The 18149-nt window shown below is 72.7% G+C and carries 10 protein-coding genes; 6 read left to right on the top strand and 4 right to left on the bottom strand.

Going from position 1 to position 18149, the window contains the following annotated elements; translation table 11 throughout:
- The first annotated feature begins 109 nt into the window (after positions 1 to 109).
- Positions 110 to 1960, top strand: coding sequence for a glycoside hydrolase family 2 protein (locus OG584_RS14910; RefSeq protein WP_405778310.1), 1851 nt, complete (start codon positions 110 to 112; stop codon positions 1958 to 1960).
- Between the two features lie 152 nt (positions 1961 to 2112).
- On the opposite strand, the gene OG584_RS14905 is transcribed toward OG584_RS14910, so the two are convergent.
- Entirely contained in the window at positions 2113 to 3033 is a 921-nt protein-coding gene (locus tag OG584_RS14905) for an MFS transporter (RefSeq protein WP_405778309.1), read from the bottom strand.
- 222 nt (positions 3034 to 3255) lie between these two features.
- On the opposite strand from OG584_RS14905, the gene OG584_RS14900 reads away from it, so the two are divergent.
- Together OG584_RS14900 and OG584_RS14895 are read left to right on the top strand one after the other, a co-directional pair.
- Positions 3256 to 5742 (top strand): glycoside hydrolase family 2 protein, encoded by a 2487-nt coding sequence (locus tag OG584_RS14900; protein ID WP_405778308.1) that lies wholly within the window; start codon positions 3256 to 3258, stop codon positions 5740 to 5742.
- 197 nt (positions 5743 to 5939) lie between these two features.
- Complete coding sequence (locus OG584_RS14895) at positions 5940 to 7577, top strand: SpoIIE family protein phosphatase (protein ID WP_405784080.1); 1638 nt, start codon at positions 5940 to 5942, stop codon at positions 7575 to 7577.
- A gap of 78 nt (positions 7578 to 7655) precedes the next feature.
- Here the strand turns inward: OG584_RS14895 and OG584_RS14890 are convergent, their stop codons facing one another.
- Positions 7656 to 9338: a bifunctional 3'-5' exonuclease/DNA polymerase gene (locus tag OG584_RS14890; protein WP_405778307.1), complete on the bottom strand. Its 1683-nt coding sequence runs from the start codon at positions 9336 to 9338 to the stop codon at positions 7656 to 7658.
- Positions 9339 to 9541: 203 nt separating this feature from the next.
- Between OG584_RS14890 and OG584_RS14885 the strand changes: the two genes are divergently transcribed.
- From OG584_RS14885 to OG584_RS14875, 3 genes are all read left to right on the top strand, one after another.
- Positions 9542 to 10453, top strand: coding sequence for an NADP-dependent oxidoreductase (locus OG584_RS14885; protein WP_405778306.1), 912 nt, complete (start codon positions 9542 to 9544; stop codon positions 10451 to 10453).
- 270 nt (positions 10454 to 10723) lie between these two features.
- Entirely contained in the window at positions 10724 to 11836 is a 1113-nt protein-coding gene (locus OG584_RS14880; RefSeq protein ID WP_405784079.1) for a DUF2786 domain-containing protein, read from the top strand.
- A gap of 73 nt (positions 11837 to 11909) precedes the next feature.
- Positions 11910 to 13979: an FUSC family protein gene (locus tag OG584_RS14875; protein WP_405778305.1), complete on the top strand. Its 2070-nt coding sequence runs from the start codon at positions 11910 to 11912 to the stop codon at positions 13977 to 13979.
- On the opposite strand, the gene OG584_RS14870 is transcribed toward OG584_RS14875, so the two are convergent.
- Together OG584_RS14870 and OG584_RS14865 are read right to left on the bottom strand one after the other, a co-directional pair.
- Positions 13933 to 17259 carry a family 78 glycoside hydrolase catalytic domain gene (locus tag OG584_RS14870; protein WP_405778304.1) on the bottom strand — a complete coding sequence of 1109 codons (3327 nt, stop codon included), beginning with the start codon at positions 17257 to 17259 and terminating at the stop codon, positions 13933 to 13935. The genes OG584_RS14875 and OG584_RS14870 overlap by 47 nt on opposite strands.
- Positions 17260 to 17460: 201 nt before the next feature.
- Entirely contained in the window at positions 17461 to 17952 is a 492-nt protein-coding gene (locus OG584_RS14865) for a hypothetical protein (RefSeq protein WP_405778303.1), read from the bottom strand.
- Between the last annotated feature and the right edge of the window lie 197 nt (positions 17953 to 18149).

The following is an 18149-nucleotide window of genomic DNA, read 5'->3' as shown; positions in this document are numbered from 1 at the left end:
GGCCGACGACGTGCGATCTGGATTCCTTGCATCGATGCAAAGCTTCACTCATGATGAGCGGAATTCGATTGTACGAAACCCGGTGGCCGGTGAGGCAGAAGGAGGAGCCGTGAGGGCGAGTGAACAGGAGGGCGTATATCCGAGGCCGCTCATGTGCCGTGAGCGGTGGGACAGCCTCGACGGCATCTGGGACTTCGGGTACGACGACGCCGACGCGGGGGAGCGCGAGGCGTGGTTCTCCGGGCTGGCGGCCGGCGGGTTCGACCGGGAGATCACGGTGCCCTTCCCGCCTGAGGCGCCGGCATCCGGGATAGGCGAGACCGCGCCGCACCCGATCGTCTGGTACCGCCGCCGCATCGCCCACGACACCCTGGTCCCGGACGCCGCGTCCGGCGGCCGGACACTGATCCACTTCGGTGCGGTCGACCACCGTGCCCGGGTCTGGCTCGACGGCCGGCTGGTGGCCGAACACGTCGGCGGGCAGACACCGTTCACCGCTGATGTGACGGACGCGATGCGGCCGGACGCCGACGAGCACGTACTCGTCGTCCGCGCCGAGGACGACCCGGCCGACCTCAGCGTCCCGCGCGGCAAGCAGGACTGGCAGGAGCGGCCGCACGCCGTCTGGTACGAGCGGACCAGTGGCATCTGGCAGAGCGTGTGGACCGAGACCGTCCCCGAGCAGCACATCACCGACCTCGCCTGGATTCCCGACCCGAACCGCGGAGCCGTGGCCGAACTCACGCTCTCCCGCCGGCTGTCCGGGCCGCTCACGGTCGACATCGTGCTCAGCCTCGGCGACCGCGTACTGGCCGAGACCTCCCGTGTGACCACCGGCCGTCGCATCAGGATCGACGTCGAGATCCCCGCCCTGCGCAACGGCATCGACCGGGAGGCGCTGTGGTGGAGTCCTGATTCGCCCACACTGGTGGACGCGCGGGTAACCGTGCGCGACCCCGCCGCGCCCCGGTCGGCCGACCGGGTGGACAGCTATCTGGGGTTGCGGAGCGCGAGTGTCGCAGGCGGCTCCTTCCTGCTGAACGACCGTCCCTGCTACGTGCGTTCCGTCCTGAATCAGGGCTACCGGCCCCGCACCCTGCTCGCGAACAGCGGTACCGGCGAGCTGCGCCGCGAGGTCGAGCTGATCAAGGAGATGGGCTTCAACGCGGTCCGGGTCCACCAGAAGGCCGAGGACCCGAGATTCCTGTACTGGGCCGACCGGCTGGGCCTGCTCGTGTGGGGCGAGACCGGGGCGGCCTACGAATTCGGCACGGACGCGGTCGAGTTGCTGACCCGCGAATGGCTGGACCTCGTACGGCGTGACCGCAGCCACCCCTCGATCGTCACCTGGGTCCCCGTCAACGAGAGCTGGGGCCTCTCCGACGTCGCGCGCGAACCCGCACAGCAGCAGTACTCCATGGCGCTGGCCGCCCTGACCCGGGCCGTCGACCCGACCCGTCCCGTGATGTCCAACGAGGGCTGGGAGCACACGGACAGCGACATCCTGGGTGTGCACGACTACACCGGTGAAGCGGACGTGCTGAAGGAGCGCTACGGAGACGCCACCGGTTTCGCCGCGGTGCTGGCGGGCCGGGGGCCGCAGGGGCGTGTCATCTCACTCCGCGCGCGTCAGACGGAACGATTCGACGCGGGTGAAGCACCCTTGATGATCACGGAGTTCGGCGGTCTCTCGCTGGACGGCGGGGACGACGACTTCTTCTACACGCAGACGCGTTCCGCCGCCCAGTACGCGGAGCTGCTCGGCGGGCTCTTCGGCGAGCTGCGGAAGAGCCCGCTCGTCGCGGGCTTCTGCTACACGCAGTTCATGGACACGGCGCAGGAGACCAACGGGCTGCTGTTCTCCGACGGGACTCCCAAACTGCCGATGGAGACGATCCGCCACATCGTCACGGGCGCCGTGGAGGGAGACGGTCCACCCCCGGTGAGGGACGCCCCGTAATTCCTGGCGGACGCCCGACGGCTCCGCTGGAAGCTTTCTGCTCGGCGGCCCGTTGCCGGCAGTCGGGTGAACCGCTCCGGAGCTGACGTCGGCATGGTCCGGTGAACCCGTTCCGGGCCCCGCGCGGGGCCCGGAACGGGGACGTACCGCTCTCAGCGCGCCTGCGGGGGTGCGAGGTCGTCCGGCAGGAGGCGCAGGAGGGCGAGGATCGCGGCGTCCAGGGCGATGTTGAGGGCCAGCGCGCAGGTCAGGGCGTGGCCGTAGGCGCCGGCATCGTGGTGGGCGGCGTCGCCGAGCGTGCCGTAGAAGAGAACACCGACGAGGGCGACCCCGACGGCGCCGCCCACCTGCTGACCGGTGGAGAGCACACCGGATGCCATGCCGGTCTCCGCCGGGCGGATGCGGGACAGCACGTTGTGCAGCAGCGGGGTGACGAGCAGGCCGTTGCCCAGGCCGATCACGAGCAGCGGTCCCGCGAGGAGCTGTGCGGACAGCGTGGCGCCCGCGTACAGGGCCACCGCGACCGCGGCCGCGTGGCCGGCGGCGAGGATCAGGGCCCCCGTCCGGAGAAGCTGCCGTCCGTGCCGGGCCGTTCGCCCGGCGACGACGCTGCCGGTGAAGAACGCCACGGCGAAGGGGAGGTAGAACACGCCCGCGCCGAGAGGGCCGAGCCCGAGGCCGTCCTGCACGGTGACCGAGAGCACCAGGAAGAACGAGTTGATGCCGGAGTAGGCGAGGAGCACCAGCAGCATCCCGACCGCGAAGGAGCGTTCGCGGACCAGGCCCGGACGTACGAGGGGTGAGCCGCCGCCTGCCGCGACCCGGTTCTCCACCCGGGCGAAACAGAGCAGGGCGAGTATCCCCGCTGCCATGCCGGCCCACGTCCACGCCGGCCATCCCGCCTCGCGTCCCTCGATCAGCGGGACGACGAGGAGCGCGAGGGCCGCAGTCAGGACGACCGTACCCGCGAGGTCCGCCCAGCGCTCCCCGCACACCGTCCGCGCGGTGCCCGGCTCCCGCAGAAAGTCGTGCGGGGCTGCCGAACAGCGGCTGCCTGCCGGACAGCGGCTCACGCACGGTGGTCCCCTTCGGCCGGGCGGTGTGTGTGGTGCGGTGCGGCGGTTCACGACGGTATGAGCTGGAGTGTGCTCCAGTGCGGGCCTCTTCCCGCCGGATCGGCCACGCGCACCTCCGCATAGGCTGGACAACGTTGTCCACGCCCGGCGCCGCTCCCGAGCCGAGCAGGGCCGGGCAAGCCGAGCCATGCCATGGACCGCCGTGAACGGAGCTGCCGTATGAAGGACGTCGCCCCCCTTTCCGCAGGCTGGACGCTGCGGCACGAGTCGGCCGCCCTCCCCGCGGAGGTGCCCGGTTGCGTGCACACCGATCTGCTGGCCGCCGGGGTGATCCCCGACCCGTTCCTCTCCCGCAACGAGAAGGATGTGGAGTGGGTGGGCCGGGCGGACTGGCAGTACGACACGGTGCTCCCCGCGGGCGACAGCGACCACGAGCGCACCGATCTGGTCTTCGACGGACTCGACACGGCGGCCACGGTCATGGTCGGCGGCGAGGTCGTCGGCCGGACCCGCAACATGCACCGCGGCTACCGCTTCGACGTCAGCGGCATGACCGGAGGGGCGGGCCCCGCGGTCCCGCTCTCCGTGCTCTTCACCTCCGCCTACACCGAGGCGGACGCGGTCCGTGCCCAGGTGGGGGAGCGCCCCAACTCCTATCCGGAGCCGTTCCAGTACATCCGCAAGATGGCCTGTTCCTTCGGCTGGGACTGGGGGCCGACGCTGGTCACCGCCGGTATCTGGAAGCCGGTGCGGCTCGAACACTGGTCGAAGGCCCGGCTGTCGGACGTCCGCCCCCTGGTCACCGTCGACGAGGGGACCGGCCGGGTCGGGATACGGGTCGCTGTGGAGCGCACGTCCTCCGGCGCCGGGCGGCCGCTCACCGCGGAACTGCGCGTCCGAGCCGCCGGGCACCCCGGCGGCTCATCCGCGGACACCGGCTCATCCAGGAGCGACGCGGCTCCCGCGGACGTCCGGTCGTCCGTCAGCTTCGACGGTACGCAGGCCACCGTGACCGCCGAGGTGGCCGACGCCGCCCTCTGGTGGCCCCGCGGGTACGGTGAACAGCCGCTGTACGAGTGCGAGTTGGTTCTCCGTGACGCGTCCGGCGCCGAACTCGACAGCTGGTCGCGCCGGATCGGCTTCCGTACCGTCGCACTCGACACCTCGGCCGACGAGCACGGCACCGGATTCACGCTGGTCGTCAACGGTGAGCGGATCTTCGCCCGCGGCGTCAACTGGATCCCCGACGACGTGTTCCCCTCCCGCATCACCCCCGAGCGGTACCGCACCCGCCTCACGCAGGCCACCGAGGCGGGTGTCGACCTGATCAGGGTCTGGGGCGGTGGTATCTACGAGTCGGACGTCTTCTACGACATCTGCGACGAACTGGGGCTGATGGTCTGGCAGGACTTCCTCTTCGCCTGCGCCGCCTACCCGGAGGAACAGCCGCTGCGCTCCGAGGTGGAGGCCGAGGCCAGGGAGAACGTCACCCGGCTGATGCCGCACGCCTCCCTGGTCCTGTGGAACGGCAACAACGAGAACCTCTGGGGGTTCCGCGACTGGCAGTGGGAGGAGGAGCTGGCCGGCGACTCCTGGGGCGAGGGGTACTACCTCGGGCTGCTGCCGCGCGTCGTCGCCGAGACCGACCCGACCCGGCCCTATACGGCGGGCAGCCCCTGGTCCGGCTCCTGGGACCACCACCCCAACGACCCGGCGCACGGCACCTCGCACTCCTGGGAGGTCTGGAACCGCACCGACTACACCGACTACCTGGAACAGACGCCCCGGTTCGCGGCCGAGTTCGGCTGGCAGGCCCCGCCCGCGTACGCGACACTGCGCCGGGCACTGCCCGGCGAGGAGCTCGCGGCGGACTCGCCCGGCATGCTCCACCACCAGAAGGCCGCCGACGGCAACGGCAAACTGGAGCGCGGGCTCGCCCGGCACTTCGCGGTCCCCGTGGACTTCGACCGCTGGCACTACCTCACCCAGGTCAACCAGGCCCGCGCCATCGCCACCGGCATCGAGCACTGGCGCGCCCAGTGGCCGGTCTGCGCGGGCACGGTCGTCTGGCAGCTCAACGACTGCTGGCCGGTGACGTCCTGGTCCGCCATCGACGGCGACGGACGCCGCAAGCCGCTCTTCCACGAGCTGCGCCGCGTCTACGCCGACCGGCTGCTGACCGTACAGACACGGAACGGCGGCCCCGCGGTGGTCGCCGTCAACCAGTCGGCCCGGCCGTGGCACACCGAGGTGCGGGTACGCCGTATGGCGGCGGACGGGAAGGTACTGGCCGAGGCCGCGCTGGAGCTGTCGGCCCCGGCCCGCGCGGTCGGGCACACGGTGGTGCCCGCCGCGCTCCTCCCGGACGCGGGGTCGGCCGAGGAGTTCCTGGTCGCCGACGCGGACGGGTCACGGGCGCTGCACTTCCCGGTGCGCGACCTCGCATTCGCCTGGCCGGTGCCCGATTTCGACCTGGAGCTGGTCCGGCACGAGGGCCGCGTCGACGTGGTGGTCACCGCCAGGACCCTGCTGCGCGACCTGCTGCTCCAGGCCGACCGGCTGGCCCCGGAGGCAGTCGCCGACCGGGGGCTGGTGACACTGCTGCCCGGCGAGAGCGTCACCGTCGAAGTGCGCGGCTGGGACGCCGCCGGCGACGGAGCGGTGCGTGCGGTGCGGGAGGCGCTGTTCGCGGTGGAGCCGGCGTGACCGTTGCCCGGCCGGCGGACGGCGGCGCCGGGCGCCGCTGACGGCCGGCCGGGGCCGTGCGCCGTCCCGGCGGATGCGCCGGGCGCTCCGGCGGCCGACCATGGAGGTCAGGGCGACCACCGATCCGCCCGGGAGGCCCCGTGTGCGCCGATGCGCCGGACGTACCGACCCCGCTCGGCCTGGACAGCCTCGCAGCGATGCTGGGGGGTACCGCGGCCGGTGTCGCGGTGCTCGACACGGAGCTGCGCTTTCGCTACGTCAACCCGGCGCTCGAACGCATGAACGGCGTTTCGGCCGCTGAGCATGTCGGCCGTACCGCGGCGGAGATCCTTCCCGATCTGAACGTACCGACGGACCTCCTGCGCGAGGTCCTCGCCGACGGCCGGGCCCGTGAGCTGGAGTCCAGTGGCCGTACACCCGCATCGGAACGCCACGGGCTGTGGTTCTGGCAGGGCGCCTGCCACCGTTTCGAGCAGGGCGGTGAGGTCCGCGGACTCGTCCTGATCCTGCTGGAGGTGAAGGCGCCGCGGCGCCGTCACGTGGAGTACGAACGGGTCAGCCGGCGCCTGTCGATGCTGGACACGGCGTCCAATCTGATCGGGACCACGCTCGACATGGACACCACCTGCGACGAGCTGGCCGACTTCGTGATCCCCGAGCTCGCCGACGTGGCGAGCGTCGAGGTGTTCGCGCCGGAGATCGGGATGTCCGTACGGCCCCCGCCCGCCGGGGTGGTCCGGCTGCGCAGGGCGGGGCTTGCCGCCGTACCGGGGCTGGCGGACGCGGTGCGGCAGTTCGGGGAGCCGGGGCAGTACGCCGACTATCAGGAGGGCGGGACCATCCCGCTCTGTCTGGAGACGAACCAGCCGGTCCTGCAGAACCTCTCCACCGACACCCAGCTGAGCCGCTCCGCCCCCAGCCCCGAGCGGGTGGCCGTCTACCGCGCACTCGGCTTCCACTCCGTGTGCGTCGTGCCGCTCACCTCCCGGTCCCGTCCGCTGGGCTGTCTGGCACTCGTACGGGCTGGGGACTCGCCCGCCTTCACCGACCAGGACGTGATGGTCGCCAGAGAGCTGGCGGTCCGGGCGGCCGTCGACCTCGACCACGCCCGCCGCTACACGCGCGAGCACGGCATCGCCCTGGAACTGCAGCGCGCCCTGCTCTCCGAGCCGCGCGAACCCCACCCGCACATCGAGATCGCCACCCGCTATCTGCCGGTCGGCCAGGGTGCGGAGGTCGGCGGCGACTGGTTCGACGTCGTGCCCCTGTCGGGCGACCGTCATCTGAAGGTGATGGGCGATGTGATGGGCCACGGGGTCGACGCCGCCGTGGCGATGAGCCACTACCGCTCCATGGTGCGGCTGCTCGCCCAGGACGACATGCCGCCGCACCAGATCCTGGAGCGGCTCGACCTGATGGTGGAGAAGGCGGGCATCGACCGGGCGGCCACCTGCCTGCTGGCAGTCGTGGACCGCTTCCACGGGGTGTGCCAGGTGGCCAGCGCGGGGCATCTGCCGCCGGTGTTCATCGACCGGGGCACGGACGCCGTGGTCGCCCGCATCCCGGTCGGGCCACCGCTCGGCACGGGGCTCGGCGGCTACGAGACCGTCTCGCTGCCCTGCGGCCCGGGGACCGTCCTGTTCATGTACACCGACGGCCTGGTGGAGCGCCGGGACGAGGACATCGATCTGTCCGTGGGCCGGCTGGCGAGTCTGCGGCTCCCGGTCGGCGGGACCCTCGAAGGGCTGCTGGACGAGGTGCTGGACCGGTTCGGCCACGACGCCACGGACGACATCGCTGTCCTGGCGTCACGGATCCGCCCGGGGAGGGTGTGAGCGCGTACCCGGCCGCCCCCGCCGGGTAAGCCGTCCGGCTGCCGGGGCTCTGCCGGGCCGGTCCGTGCCGGGATCCGGTCATTTCGCGTCGGCGTAGCAGCGGACCACCGCCGTCGTGAACGGAAACCGCACCGGTGTCTCCCCGAAGGCGATCCGCCCGGCCAGCTCGCCTGCCGCTCGGATCGCCTCGGTCACCTGCGGCGCCTCGTCCTGCGGGCAGTGCACGATCACCTCGTCGTGCTGGAAGAAGACCAGCTCGGCGCGGAGCCCCGCCGTGTGGAGGGCGCGGCGCAGCGCGGCCAGCATGAGCAGCGCCCAGTCGGCCGCACTGCCCTGCACCACGAAGTTCCGGGTGAAGCGGCCCCAGGCGCGCGCGTCCGACGAGCGGGGTCCGGCCTGCGGGAACCGGCCGTGGGGCGGGTCCTCCTGCGGGATGCCCGCCTCGTCGCCGTCCTCGGCCCCGGCCGCCGGTGGGCTGGTCCTCCCCAGCCACGTCCGTACGAGCCGCCCTTCCTCGCCCGCTCTCGCCGCCTCGTCGACGTAGGCCACGGCCGCCGGGAACCGGCGCCGCAGCGCCGCGAGGTTCTTCAGGCCGTCCCCGGACGTCTGGCCGTAGACCGCGCCGAGCAGTGCGAGCTTGGCGTGTGCGCGGTCTCCGCTGAACGCCCGGTCGGAGAGCGCCGCGTACAGATCACCGTCGTGTCCCGCCACCTCCATCAGCCCCCGGTCGCGGGAGACCGCCGCCAGCACCCGGGGCTCCATCTGGTCGGCGTCGGCCACCACCAGGCACCAGCCATCGTCCGCGACGACCGCCCGCCTGATCACCTTCGGGATCTGGAGCGCGCCGCCGCCGTTGGTGGTCCATCGCCCGGAGACGGTCCCGCCCGGCTGGTACTCGGGGCGGAAGCGCCCGTCGCGCACCCAGTCCTGCAGCCACCCCCAGCCGTGGGCCGTCCAGATGCGGTAGAGCTTCTTGTACTGGAGCAGGGGCTTCACCGCCGGGTGCGCGATGCCCTCGATCTCCCAGCGCCGGGTCGACTTGACCCGGATACCTGCCTGGGCGAAGGCCTTGACGACGTCGGCGGGCAGCTCCGGCCTGACCCGCCGCCCGAAGGCCGCGGACACCTCGTCCGCCAGCTCCGCCATCCGGCGCGGCTCGCCGCCGCCCGCGTACCGCTCGCCGAGCAACTCGTCCAGGACGGCCCGGTGCACGTCGGCGCGCCAGGGCAGCCCGTCCCTGTGCATTTCGGCCGCGACCAGCATCCCGGCCGACTCCGACGCGGTCAGCAGCCGCATTCGGTCCGGGTGGGTGGCTCTCCCGTACCGGACGAGCTGGTCCGCGTACACCTCCAGGAGCGCGCCGATCTCCATGTGGACGGGTGCCGGCTCGAAGAGGGAGGACTGGGCGCCCGGCACGGCGGACCGGGGGCGCGGATCGGCCGGCACGGGCACCTGGTGGAGGCGGGCCCAGGCCGCGGCGGCCGAGCGGGGCTCGCCGTACCGCCCGTCGTGGCCGAGCAGCAGCAGCTCCGCGTCCTCGATGTCGTAGCACCGCTCGACCCGCACTCCGGCGGCGAGGAGGCGCGGATAGACCTCGGCGGTCGATCGCCACACCCACCGCCCGACGTCCGGCCGGGCCCTGACGGCCTCGGCCAGATCCGGCTCGTGCACCACGTCCCCGGCGGGCAGCCCGTCGTCGCGGAGTGGCGCGAGGTGTGCCCCGCCGCCCTCCGCCGTCGCCAGAGCCCACCGGTCGGCCATGCGGTCGAGTGTTGCAGCCCGCACTGACAACCGGCCGGTTCTGGAACCGGTGCCTTCGGGAACCCGGGCCCGGAACGCGGAAGGGGCGGGACGTCTTCTGCGTTGCAGCAGACAGGACGGCTCTTGGCTGCTGCTGCGGCTGTGGGACTGCCGGGCTGCTGGGCTGTACGGCGGCCGGACGTGCGACTGATGGAGGAGACACCATGGAAGCGATCGTTTTTGATGAGTTCGGCGGCCCCGGTGTACTGCGGTTCAAGGAGGTCCCCGAGCCGCATGCGGGGCCCGGCCAGGTCCGTCTGAAGGTGGCCGCCGCCGGGGTGAACGCGCTGGACTACAAGATCCGCAGCGGGTGGATGGAAGAGGCGTTCCCGACCGCGCTGCCCGCGATCCCCGGCGCGGAGGTCGCCGGGACCGTGGACGAGGTCGGCGACGGCGTCACCGGGGTCGCGGTCGGCGACCAGGTCGTGGGCTGGAGCGTCACCGGTTCGTACGCGCCGTACGCCCTCGCCGAGACCTTCGCGCCCAAGCCCGCCGCCCTCGCCTGGGAGGCGGCGGTCGCCCTGCCGATCGCCGGTGAGACGTCGGAGCGCGTGCTGAACCTGCTGAAACTGGGGAACGGCGAGACGCTGCTCGTGAACGGCGCGGCCGGCGCTGTCGGTTCGATCGGCGTCCAGCTCGCGGTGGCCCGCGGCGCTACGGTCATCGCCACCGCGTCCGAGGCCAACCACGACTTCCTGCGGGTGCTCGGCGCGACGCCCGTGACGTACGGCGAAGGGCTCGTCGAGCGTGTCCGGGCGATCGCCCCACAGGGCGTGGACGCGGTCTTCGACGTCGCGGGCAAGGGGGCGCTCCCGGACTCGATCGAGCTGCGCGGGGGCACGACGGACCGGATCGTGACGATCGCCGACGTGGCGGCGGCCGATCTGGGCGTGACCTTCAGCGCTGGTCCCGTCTCGCCCGACGCGAAGTCGATCCTGGCCGGACAGGCCCTGCTGGCGGCGGACGGCACGCTGCGGGTGGAGGTCGCGAAGGTGTTTCCGCTGGAGCAGGCCGTGCAGGCGCAGACGCTGAGCGAGGAGGGGCACGTGAGGGGGAAGCTGGTGCTGAAGGTGTGAGCCTGGCGGGTGTCCCGCCCCGGCGCGCCGGGGCGGGGGCCCGTCGCCGTACCGAATCCGCCCACCGTGCCGAGCGCGCGGAGTCCGCGCGGCGATTCACTGTCCACAGGCTGTGGACAGGGGTGTGCCGCGCATCCGGTCCTGAGGTGATCATGGGCCGGGCGACACCACGACGGGCGGCGCGGCGCGGTCCCGGTGGCTCCGGCCGCGACCACTGGCCGGGCCGGACCGGGGCAGGGCCAGACCTACCCTTGGCCCATGGAGAACGGTATGGACACGGTGACCGACCGGGCCTTCGCCGCGGCGCTCTACAGCGACGGCGACGCGGGCCTGGACACCGGTGCCTCCCTGCTCGCCGCCGACCCGGCGGCCGACGCGGAGCTCGCCCGCCGGGGCGAGGAGTTCCTGCGCCGGGCCTGGCAGCGGGGCTGGCAGCCCGCGGACGTCGCACGGCTCGTCCGGCGTGACCTGGAAGACCGGCACCTCCGGTTGCTGGTGGCGCTGGCCGAGGGGGAGGCGCGGGCGTACGAGCGGTTGCCGCCCCGCTGGCAGGCCCAGCTCGACGAACTGGCCGCACCGCTCTGGCAGGCGGACCGCTTCTCGTACGCGACCGCGGTCCTGGAGCTGTACCGGCTGCTCCTGCGCCTCCCGGCCATCGAACCTGTGGGGCCGGCGCCGGGCGTGGAGGCGCTGCTGCCGCCGCACCACCATGCCGAGCCGCGCATGCTCACCCGCATCCGCGCACTGCTCGCCAAGGCGGAGGCGACGGACTACGCGGCAGAGGCCGAGGCGCTCAGCGGGAAGGCCCAGGAGCTGATGGCGCGGCACAGCATCGACGAGGCGCGGCTAGCGGCCGAGGGGCGCGTCACGGACACCCCGGCAGCCTGCCGTATCGGGGTCGACGCCCCCTACGAGGACGCCAAGGCGGTGCTCCTCGACGCGGTCGCCACCGCGAACCGCTGCCGCGCCGTCTGGAACAGCGCCTTCGGCTTCTCCACGGTCGTCGGCTTCGAACCCGATCTGGAAGTCGTCGAACTGCTCCACACCTCCCTCCTGGTCCAGGGGACGGCCGCGATGACGAGCGCCGAGGCGGCCCAGCGTGCGGGCGGCCGCAAGCGGACGAAGACGTTCCGGCAGTCGTTCCTCACCGCGTACGCCAGCAGGCTCGGCCACCGGCTCGCGCGGACCGCGGAGCAGGTGACGGCGGAGGCCGGCGGCTCGCTCCTGCCGGTGCTCGCCGAGCGGGACGTCGCGGTCGTGTCGGAGGCGGACCGGATGTTCCCCTCGACGACCGTGAGCCGGGTGCGGGGGGTCACGGACGAGGCGGGCTGGCTGGACGGGACGGCCGCGGCGGACGCGGCGGGGCTGGGCCCCCGGCCCTGACCCGCGGCCCGGCTGCGGCGGGCCCCGTCCCTGTGCGCCCGAAATGCCCGGGTATCCCGCTACTCTCAGACCCATGAGCTGGCTCCGGGCCCTGAACGTGACCGCCCGCTCAGGGCTGCGGATCGAACGGCGTCGGCTGGAGCCGCTCATCGCCTTCCGCGGTGCGGCCGGCCTCGCCCTGGTCGTGCTGCTCAGCCTCGACATCTTCGGCCCCGCCGTCGCGGCGAGCTCCGCCTTCGGCGCCTACCAGGCCGCCATCGCCAGCTTCCAGCGCAGCTGGCGCGCCAGGCCGGTGCTCGCGCTGGCCTCGGGGACGACCCTGGCCCTTTCGACGTTCCTCGGCTACCTCTCCGGCGTGCACACCGCGGTGTTCATGGCGCTGATCGCGCTCTGGGCGTTCGTCGCGGGGCTCGCCTGGGCCGCCGGGCCCACCGCGGGCGTCATCGCCGCCTCCAACGTCGCGATGATGCTGGTGACCGTCACCCTCCCCACCTCCGTCCTGGCCGCGGCGGGCCACGCCGCGATGATCGCCTGCGGCGCGGTCGTCCAGGCCGGGCTCATCGTCCTCTTCCCCGTCCGCAGATGGGGAGCCCACCGCGACGCCCTCGCCGACGCGCTGGCCGCCGAAGCCGACTACGCCCGCAGGCTGCGCCAGGACCCGCTCGCCCCGTTCGACCCCGAGCCGTTCATGACGGCCCGCAGCGCCGCAGCGGTCACCCCCCGAGAGGCCCGCAGGCGGCCCGCGGGACTGCACGGCACCCGTGGCCTCGCCGAGCGGGTCAGACCGGTGCTCGCCTCCCTCGCCGACCCGGCCGTCGGCGCAGCCGCCGAAGGGCCCGAGCGCGAACGGGTGCTGGAGATCCTGGTTGCCGCCGGCTCCGTGCTGGACACAGCGGCCCACGCCGTCCGGCACGGCGAACCGGTGGTCATCTCCGCCCCCGCCCTCGCCGTCCTGGAAGCACCCGACAACGCCGACGTGCTCACCGGACCCGCCCGCCGCGCGGCGGCCCGGCTCGCGACGCTGCTCCGCGACGTCGTCGAGACGGCGCAGGGCGAGGGCACCACGTCCGACACCGAACCGCTGCTGCGACCCACGCTGGTGCGCCTCGCCCCCGTCGTCCTGCGGGCGATGCGCAAGGAACTGCGCAGCCACGACTCACCGGTCCTGCGCCACGCGATCCGTATCGCCGTGGTCGCGGCGGCCGGCTATCTCATCGGCGTGGCACTGCCGTTCGGCCACGGCTACTGGGTGCCGCTGGCCGCGGTGATGGTGATGCGGCCCGACTTCTCACAGACGTACGGCCGCGCCGTCGCGCGCTTCGGCGGCACGCTCGTGGGAGTGACGATCGCCACCGCCGTCGTCCAGCTGGCGCATCCGGGGCCGTACCCGTCCGGGGTGCTCGCGGTGGTCTGCGCGGGGCTGATGTTCCTGCTGATGCGCACGGGGTACGCGGCCGCGTCGGCCTGTGTCTCCGCGTACGTGGTCTTCCTCCTCGGCATGAGCGGCCTCGACGTCGGCCAGACCGTCCGGGACCGCGTCCTGCTCACCCTGGTCGGCGGGCTGCTCGCGATGATCGCTTACGCCGTCTACCCGGCCTGGGAGACCCCCAGGCTGCGCAACCGCCTCGCCGACTGGCTGCTCGCCGACGGCCGTTACGCGGCGGCGGTCGTCGCGCACTACGCCGACCCGGCGGGCGCCCGCAGGACCGATGTCCGCGACGCGGTGCTCGCCTCCCGCACCGCCAGGATCGCCTGGCAGGACGCCCTGGAGCGGGCCGCGCACGAACCGGTGCGCCACCGCGGACTCTCCCGGGTGGCCGCCGCCGACGCCCAGGAGGCGATGGCGCAGCTGGGCAGGGCCGCCATGCTGATGGAGGCCCACCTGCCCAGCAGCTCCACCACCCCTGTACCGGCGGCCCGCGATGTCGCGGACGCGCTGCTCCACGCGGTCGAGCGGGGCGCCAAGGACATCCGGCAGCGGCGCGTTCCGCACTGGGACGAAGTGCGCGAGAACCTCGCGGTGTGGGACGGCGAAGGCGTACCCGACCAGGTCGTACGGAGCGGTGCCGGACTCCTTCTGGACACCCTCGACGAACTCACCGCCGCGCTGGACGAGGAGGCGCCGCGGGACCGGCCCCGGTGAAGTGCCAGTGCCCCGAACCGACGGAGTAGGCCGCCTTGCCGCCGGTGCCGCGCACCGGCTTCGCACCGTGCGGGGCATGCGCGCCGTGCGCAGCGGAGCGCGGCACCGCGACCGTGGCCGTGCTCCCGACCGGCACCGTGACATCCAGGGAGAGCCGCCCGCCCGTCACGGTCCAGGAGGTGGCGACCCGGCCGCGCACCGTGTCGAGGGACGCCGCCGCGTGCCGGAGCCCGGCGGGGAGTTCCGGATCGACCTTCAGTGCGCGGTAGCCGGGGCCGGTCGGCTCGATACCGCCGAGCTTCGTGTACAGGGAGGCGTTGATCCCGGCGAACATCGCGTGGTCGTGGGTCTCCATGTTCGAGCTGTACGTCCACTGCTCCCACGAACTCGTCGCGCCCCGCCCGATCTCGTACCCGAAACCGGGGTAGTCGCGCTGGTCCAGGACCGTCATCGCCACGTCCGTGCGGCCGGCGGCGGCAAGGGCGTCCACCAGGTAGCGGGTGCCGAAGATCCCGGTGTCCAGGTGGCCGCCGTCCTTGGTGAGGACCGTGTCCACCAGCTGCCGGCCGACCTTGTCCACATCGGCGGCGGGCACCATGCCGAACGCCAGCGGGAGCACGCTCGTCGTCTGCCGGCCGTCCCCGTAGGTGTCGCCCGCGGCGTTGAGGAACTCCGTGTTGAACGCCCCCTTGATGTCCGCGGCCAGCGCCGTGAAGTGCGCGGCGTCCGTACCGTGCCCCAGCGCACGCGCCGACTTCGCCACGTCGAGCGCCTGGAGGTACGACAGCGCGGTGTTGACCACCGGCACCTCGCTGGTGCAGTCGCCCGCGTCCGGGCCGCCCTGTCCGCCGTTGGCAGCGGCGCTGCGGTCCGGCGGGCACCAGTCCCCGAACCCGCGGTCGGCAGGCCAGATGTGGCCGGGGACGTCCTTCGCGTTGGTGTCGACGAAGGTCTTCATGGCCGGATACGCGGACGCCAGGGTCGCCCGGTCGCCGTACTGCTCGTACAGCGTCCACGCCAGGGTGATCTGGTCGCCGCCCATGTCGGGCTGCTGGGCGTTGGCCGCGTCGTTCGGCAGCGCGGTGCCGGGGGGCATGTCCTTCAGGTACTTCGCGTAGTAGGAGTCCATGCCGAACTCGCGGGTGGACGCGTCGTGGTAGGCCTGCACGTCCATTCCGGGCGGGGTCCGCTCGTCACGGACCGGGTTGTCGGTGGGCAGGCTCATCGAGTTGTTGAGGATGCTCCAGCGGTTGTTGCGCCAGATCTGGTTCAGCAGCGGATCGGACGAGGTGAAGCTGCCGGTCGACGCGACGTCGGCGTGCACGACGCGCGCGTCGACGCTGCCGGGCCGCGGCTTCCCCGGGAAGCCGGTCACCTCCAGATAGCGGAAGCCGTGGTACGTGAAGCGGGGCTCGTAGGTCTCCGTTGCTCCCTTTCCCGCGAGGGTGTACGTGTCGGTGGCCGCCGCCGCCCGGTTGGTCGCGGTGTCGAGCATCCCGTCCGCGCCGACCTCCTCGGCGGTCCGCATCCGCACCCGGGTGCCCGCCGCGCCCCGCACCCGAAGCCGTTCCCAGCCTGCGATGTCCTGTCCGAAGTCGTAGACGTAAACCCCGGGTTCAGGCTCGGACAGCTTCGCGGCCCTGAGCGTGCCGGTCACCCGCAGCGGGGGCATGGTGTCGGCGGTGAGACGGGCCGACGGGGCCGTGACCGTACGCACCGGCTGCCAGCCCGCCGCGTCGAAACCCGGCCGGTCCCAGCCGGCCCGGTCCAGGCCCGCGTCGAAGCTCTCGCCCGCGTAGAGGTCATTGCCGGTGATCGCACCGGACGACCAGCGCCATGAGTCGTCGGTGGTGATGTCCTGCGATGTCCCGTCGGTGTAGCGGACCTTCAGCGCCATCACGGCCTGCTTGGGGCCGGTCCAGCGGAAGCCGTACGGGCTGAACTTCGGGCCGTAGCCATTGCCGAGCCACAGCCCCACGGCGTTCGCGCCCTGCCGCAGGTCGCCGGTCACGTCGTACGTCGCATAGGCGTTGCGCTGGTCGTACGGCGTGGCGGACGGCGCGAGCACGTGGTCGCCGACCTTGCCCCCGTTGAGGTGCAGTTCGTAGAAGCCCAGGCCGTAGACGTAGGCGCGCGCCGAGGCGACCTTCTTGCCCGGCAGTGTGAACGTCTTCCGCAGCATCGGCGCGTCCGGTTCGCTGTTCAGCAGCGTCACCCCGTCCTTCGGCTGCAACTGCCCGTCGGTGATGGCGGTGCCGGGGAACAGCGGGTCGGGCGATGTGCCGAAGCCGTCCTGGAACAGGGCGGCGCCGTCCGGGCCGTGGACCTCGACGTTGTCGTAGAGGGCGTCCTCGGTGACACCGGCGGTGGTGGAGGTCCGGAAGCCCAGAGTGCCCTTGGTGAGGGCGTCGTTGGTGCGGCTGTCGACCTCGGTGCCGTCGACCCATGTGGTGAAGGTGCTGCCGTGGGCCTCGACCCGCAGGTGGTGCGGTGTGTGCACGTCTGCCTGGGTGATCACGGAGCTGAGGTCGGTCTCACCGAGCGTGCTGAACGCGCCGTCCAGCTGCACCTGGGGGCGCAGCACCACCTTGCCGGGTGACGATGCGGTGTTGATCTGCCACAGATAGAAGTTCCGTGCGTCCTTCGCCCGGAACAGGACGCTCGCCGCACCGGACTTGATCGTGAAGTCCGTGTCCAGGGTGAAGTCCGACCAGCTGTGGGCGGAGCCGGTGTCCGGGCTGATCCACCGGGCGCCCTGCCAGTCACCGGCGCCGAGCAGGCCCGTCTCCCAGCGTGCGGTCGGGCTCCACGCGGAGGCCGCGCCGTGTGCGTCCCACACCTGGACCTTCCAGTAGTAGGTGCGCGAGGACGTCAGCTTCGGCCCGCCGTAGGACACGCCGGTGGAGTCGGCCGACCGGATCCTGCCGCTGTCCCATACGTTGCCCTGCCCCGCGCCCAGCTTGCGGGCGTCGTCCGCGACCAGGACGCGGTAGGCGCTCTGGCGCTGCCCGTTGGAGGACTCTCCGGTGGCCGGTGCGCCGTCGGCCGGTACCCGGCCGGCTGATGCGCGCAGCTGCCACCCGAGGGCCGGCGCCGGATTGTCGGTGCCGAGCGGATCGGTGGCGCCGTCGACCGTCAGGTGGCCTGCCGTCAGGGGGCCGCCGGCTGCGGCCCGCGCCGGGGGAGCGAAGGGCGCGCTTCCCCAGACGAGAGCGGTCACCGCCGGCAGGACCACCGCGGCGGACCAGGTCGAGTGGTTCAGCCACCTGCGAAGCGACATACGTAGCCCCTGTGCCGGGAGGGAATGAAACGATTCAAGTCCTGGCGCAGCTTACCGGCGGCCAGTTGGCCGCCGCTACCCCCGCGACGCGGGGAAACGGGCCCGGTTGCGGGCCCGTTCGCGGCGGCGGCGGCGGGGCGGCGGCCGGCTCGCGACCCGGCTCAGGGCTCCGACCCGGAACGGCGGTTCGGGGGACCAGGCTCAGAGCCCCGGCATCTTCAGCCCGTCGGGGAGTTTCGCGCCGCTGTCGGTCTTCTTGAATGTGTCCTTGATCCCGGCCTCCCACGACACCGTCATGGTCTTGCCGTCGGCGGACTCGATCGAGCCCATGGTGCGGTCGTTGTTGCCGTCGGAGCACTTGAGGGACAGCATCGGCTTGCCCATGGCGGCGACCACTCCGGTGCAGACGTGCTGGCCCGCGATGGCGGCCTGCTTGCCCTGGATCACCAGCGCGGTGGACTTCCCGCCGGTCGTGGCGAGCCAGCTGCCCTCGATGTCGGCAGCCTTCGCCCCGGCGCCGCTGTCTCCGCTGGACGTCGAGGGCGCCGGGGCGGCGGTGCTGGTGCCCGCTCCCGCGCCCTTGCCCTGGGGGGCGTCGGGGCTCTTGCTGTCGCTGCTGGAACATCCGCTGACGACGAGCGCCGCCGCGAGTCCGGTGACCGCGAGGCCGGTGGTGCGTACGAACCTGTTCACTGCTTTCCCCCTGGCGTGGATGACGGAACGCGCCAAGCTACCAGGGAGCCGGATCGGCGCCCGGCGCGTCTCAATGCATGAGGAACGTTTCAGCGGCAAGCCTGTAGCGGAGCGAACACCCCGCGTGCACGTGCATCTGCTCATGCATCGGCACGTGAACACAGCTATGATCCAGGACAGTTGAGTTCTGTAAACCC

The sequence above is a fragment of the Streptomyces sp. NBC_00859 genome (assembly GCF_045161865.1).
Classification (GTDB): Bacteria; Actinomycetota; Actinomycetes; order Streptomycetales; family Streptomycetaceae; genus Streptomyces.
Note: the sequence above shows the minus strand (reverse complement) of the source record. Positions and strands in the feature narration are given on the sequence as shown.

What these genes read in the sequence shown, in the direction of transcription:
- OG584_RS14870 (WP_405778304.1), bottom strand. Translation starts at nt 17,259, where the DNA reads ATGTCGCTTCGCAGGTGGCTGAACCACTCGACCTGGTCCGCCGCGGTG.
- OG584_RS14880 (WP_405784079.1), top strand. Translation starts at nt 10,724, where the DNA reads ATGGACACGGTGACCGACCGGGCCTTCGCCGCGGCGCTCTACAGCGAC.
- OG584_RS14900 (WP_405778308.1), top strand. Translation starts at nt 3,256, where the DNA reads ATGAAGGACGTCGCCCCCCTTTCCGCAGGCTGGACGCTGCGGCACGAG.
- OG584_RS14885 (WP_405778306.1), top strand. Translation starts at nt 9,542, where the DNA reads ATGGAAGCGATCGTTTTTGATGAGTTCGGCGGCCCCGGTGTACTGCGG.
- OG584_RS14890 (WP_405778307.1), bottom strand. Translation starts at nt 9,338, where the DNA reads ATGGCCGACCGGTGGGCTCTGGCGACGGCGGAGGGCGGCGGGGCACAC.
- OG584_RS14875 (WP_405778305.1), top strand. Translation starts at nt 11,910, where the DNA reads ATGAGCTGGCTCCGGGCCCTGAACGTGACCGCCCGCTCAGGGCTGCGG.
- OG584_RS14895 (WP_405784080.1), top strand. Translation starts at nt 5,940, where the DNA reads ATGCTGGGGGGTACCGCGGCCGGTGTCGCGGTGCTCGACACGGAGCTG.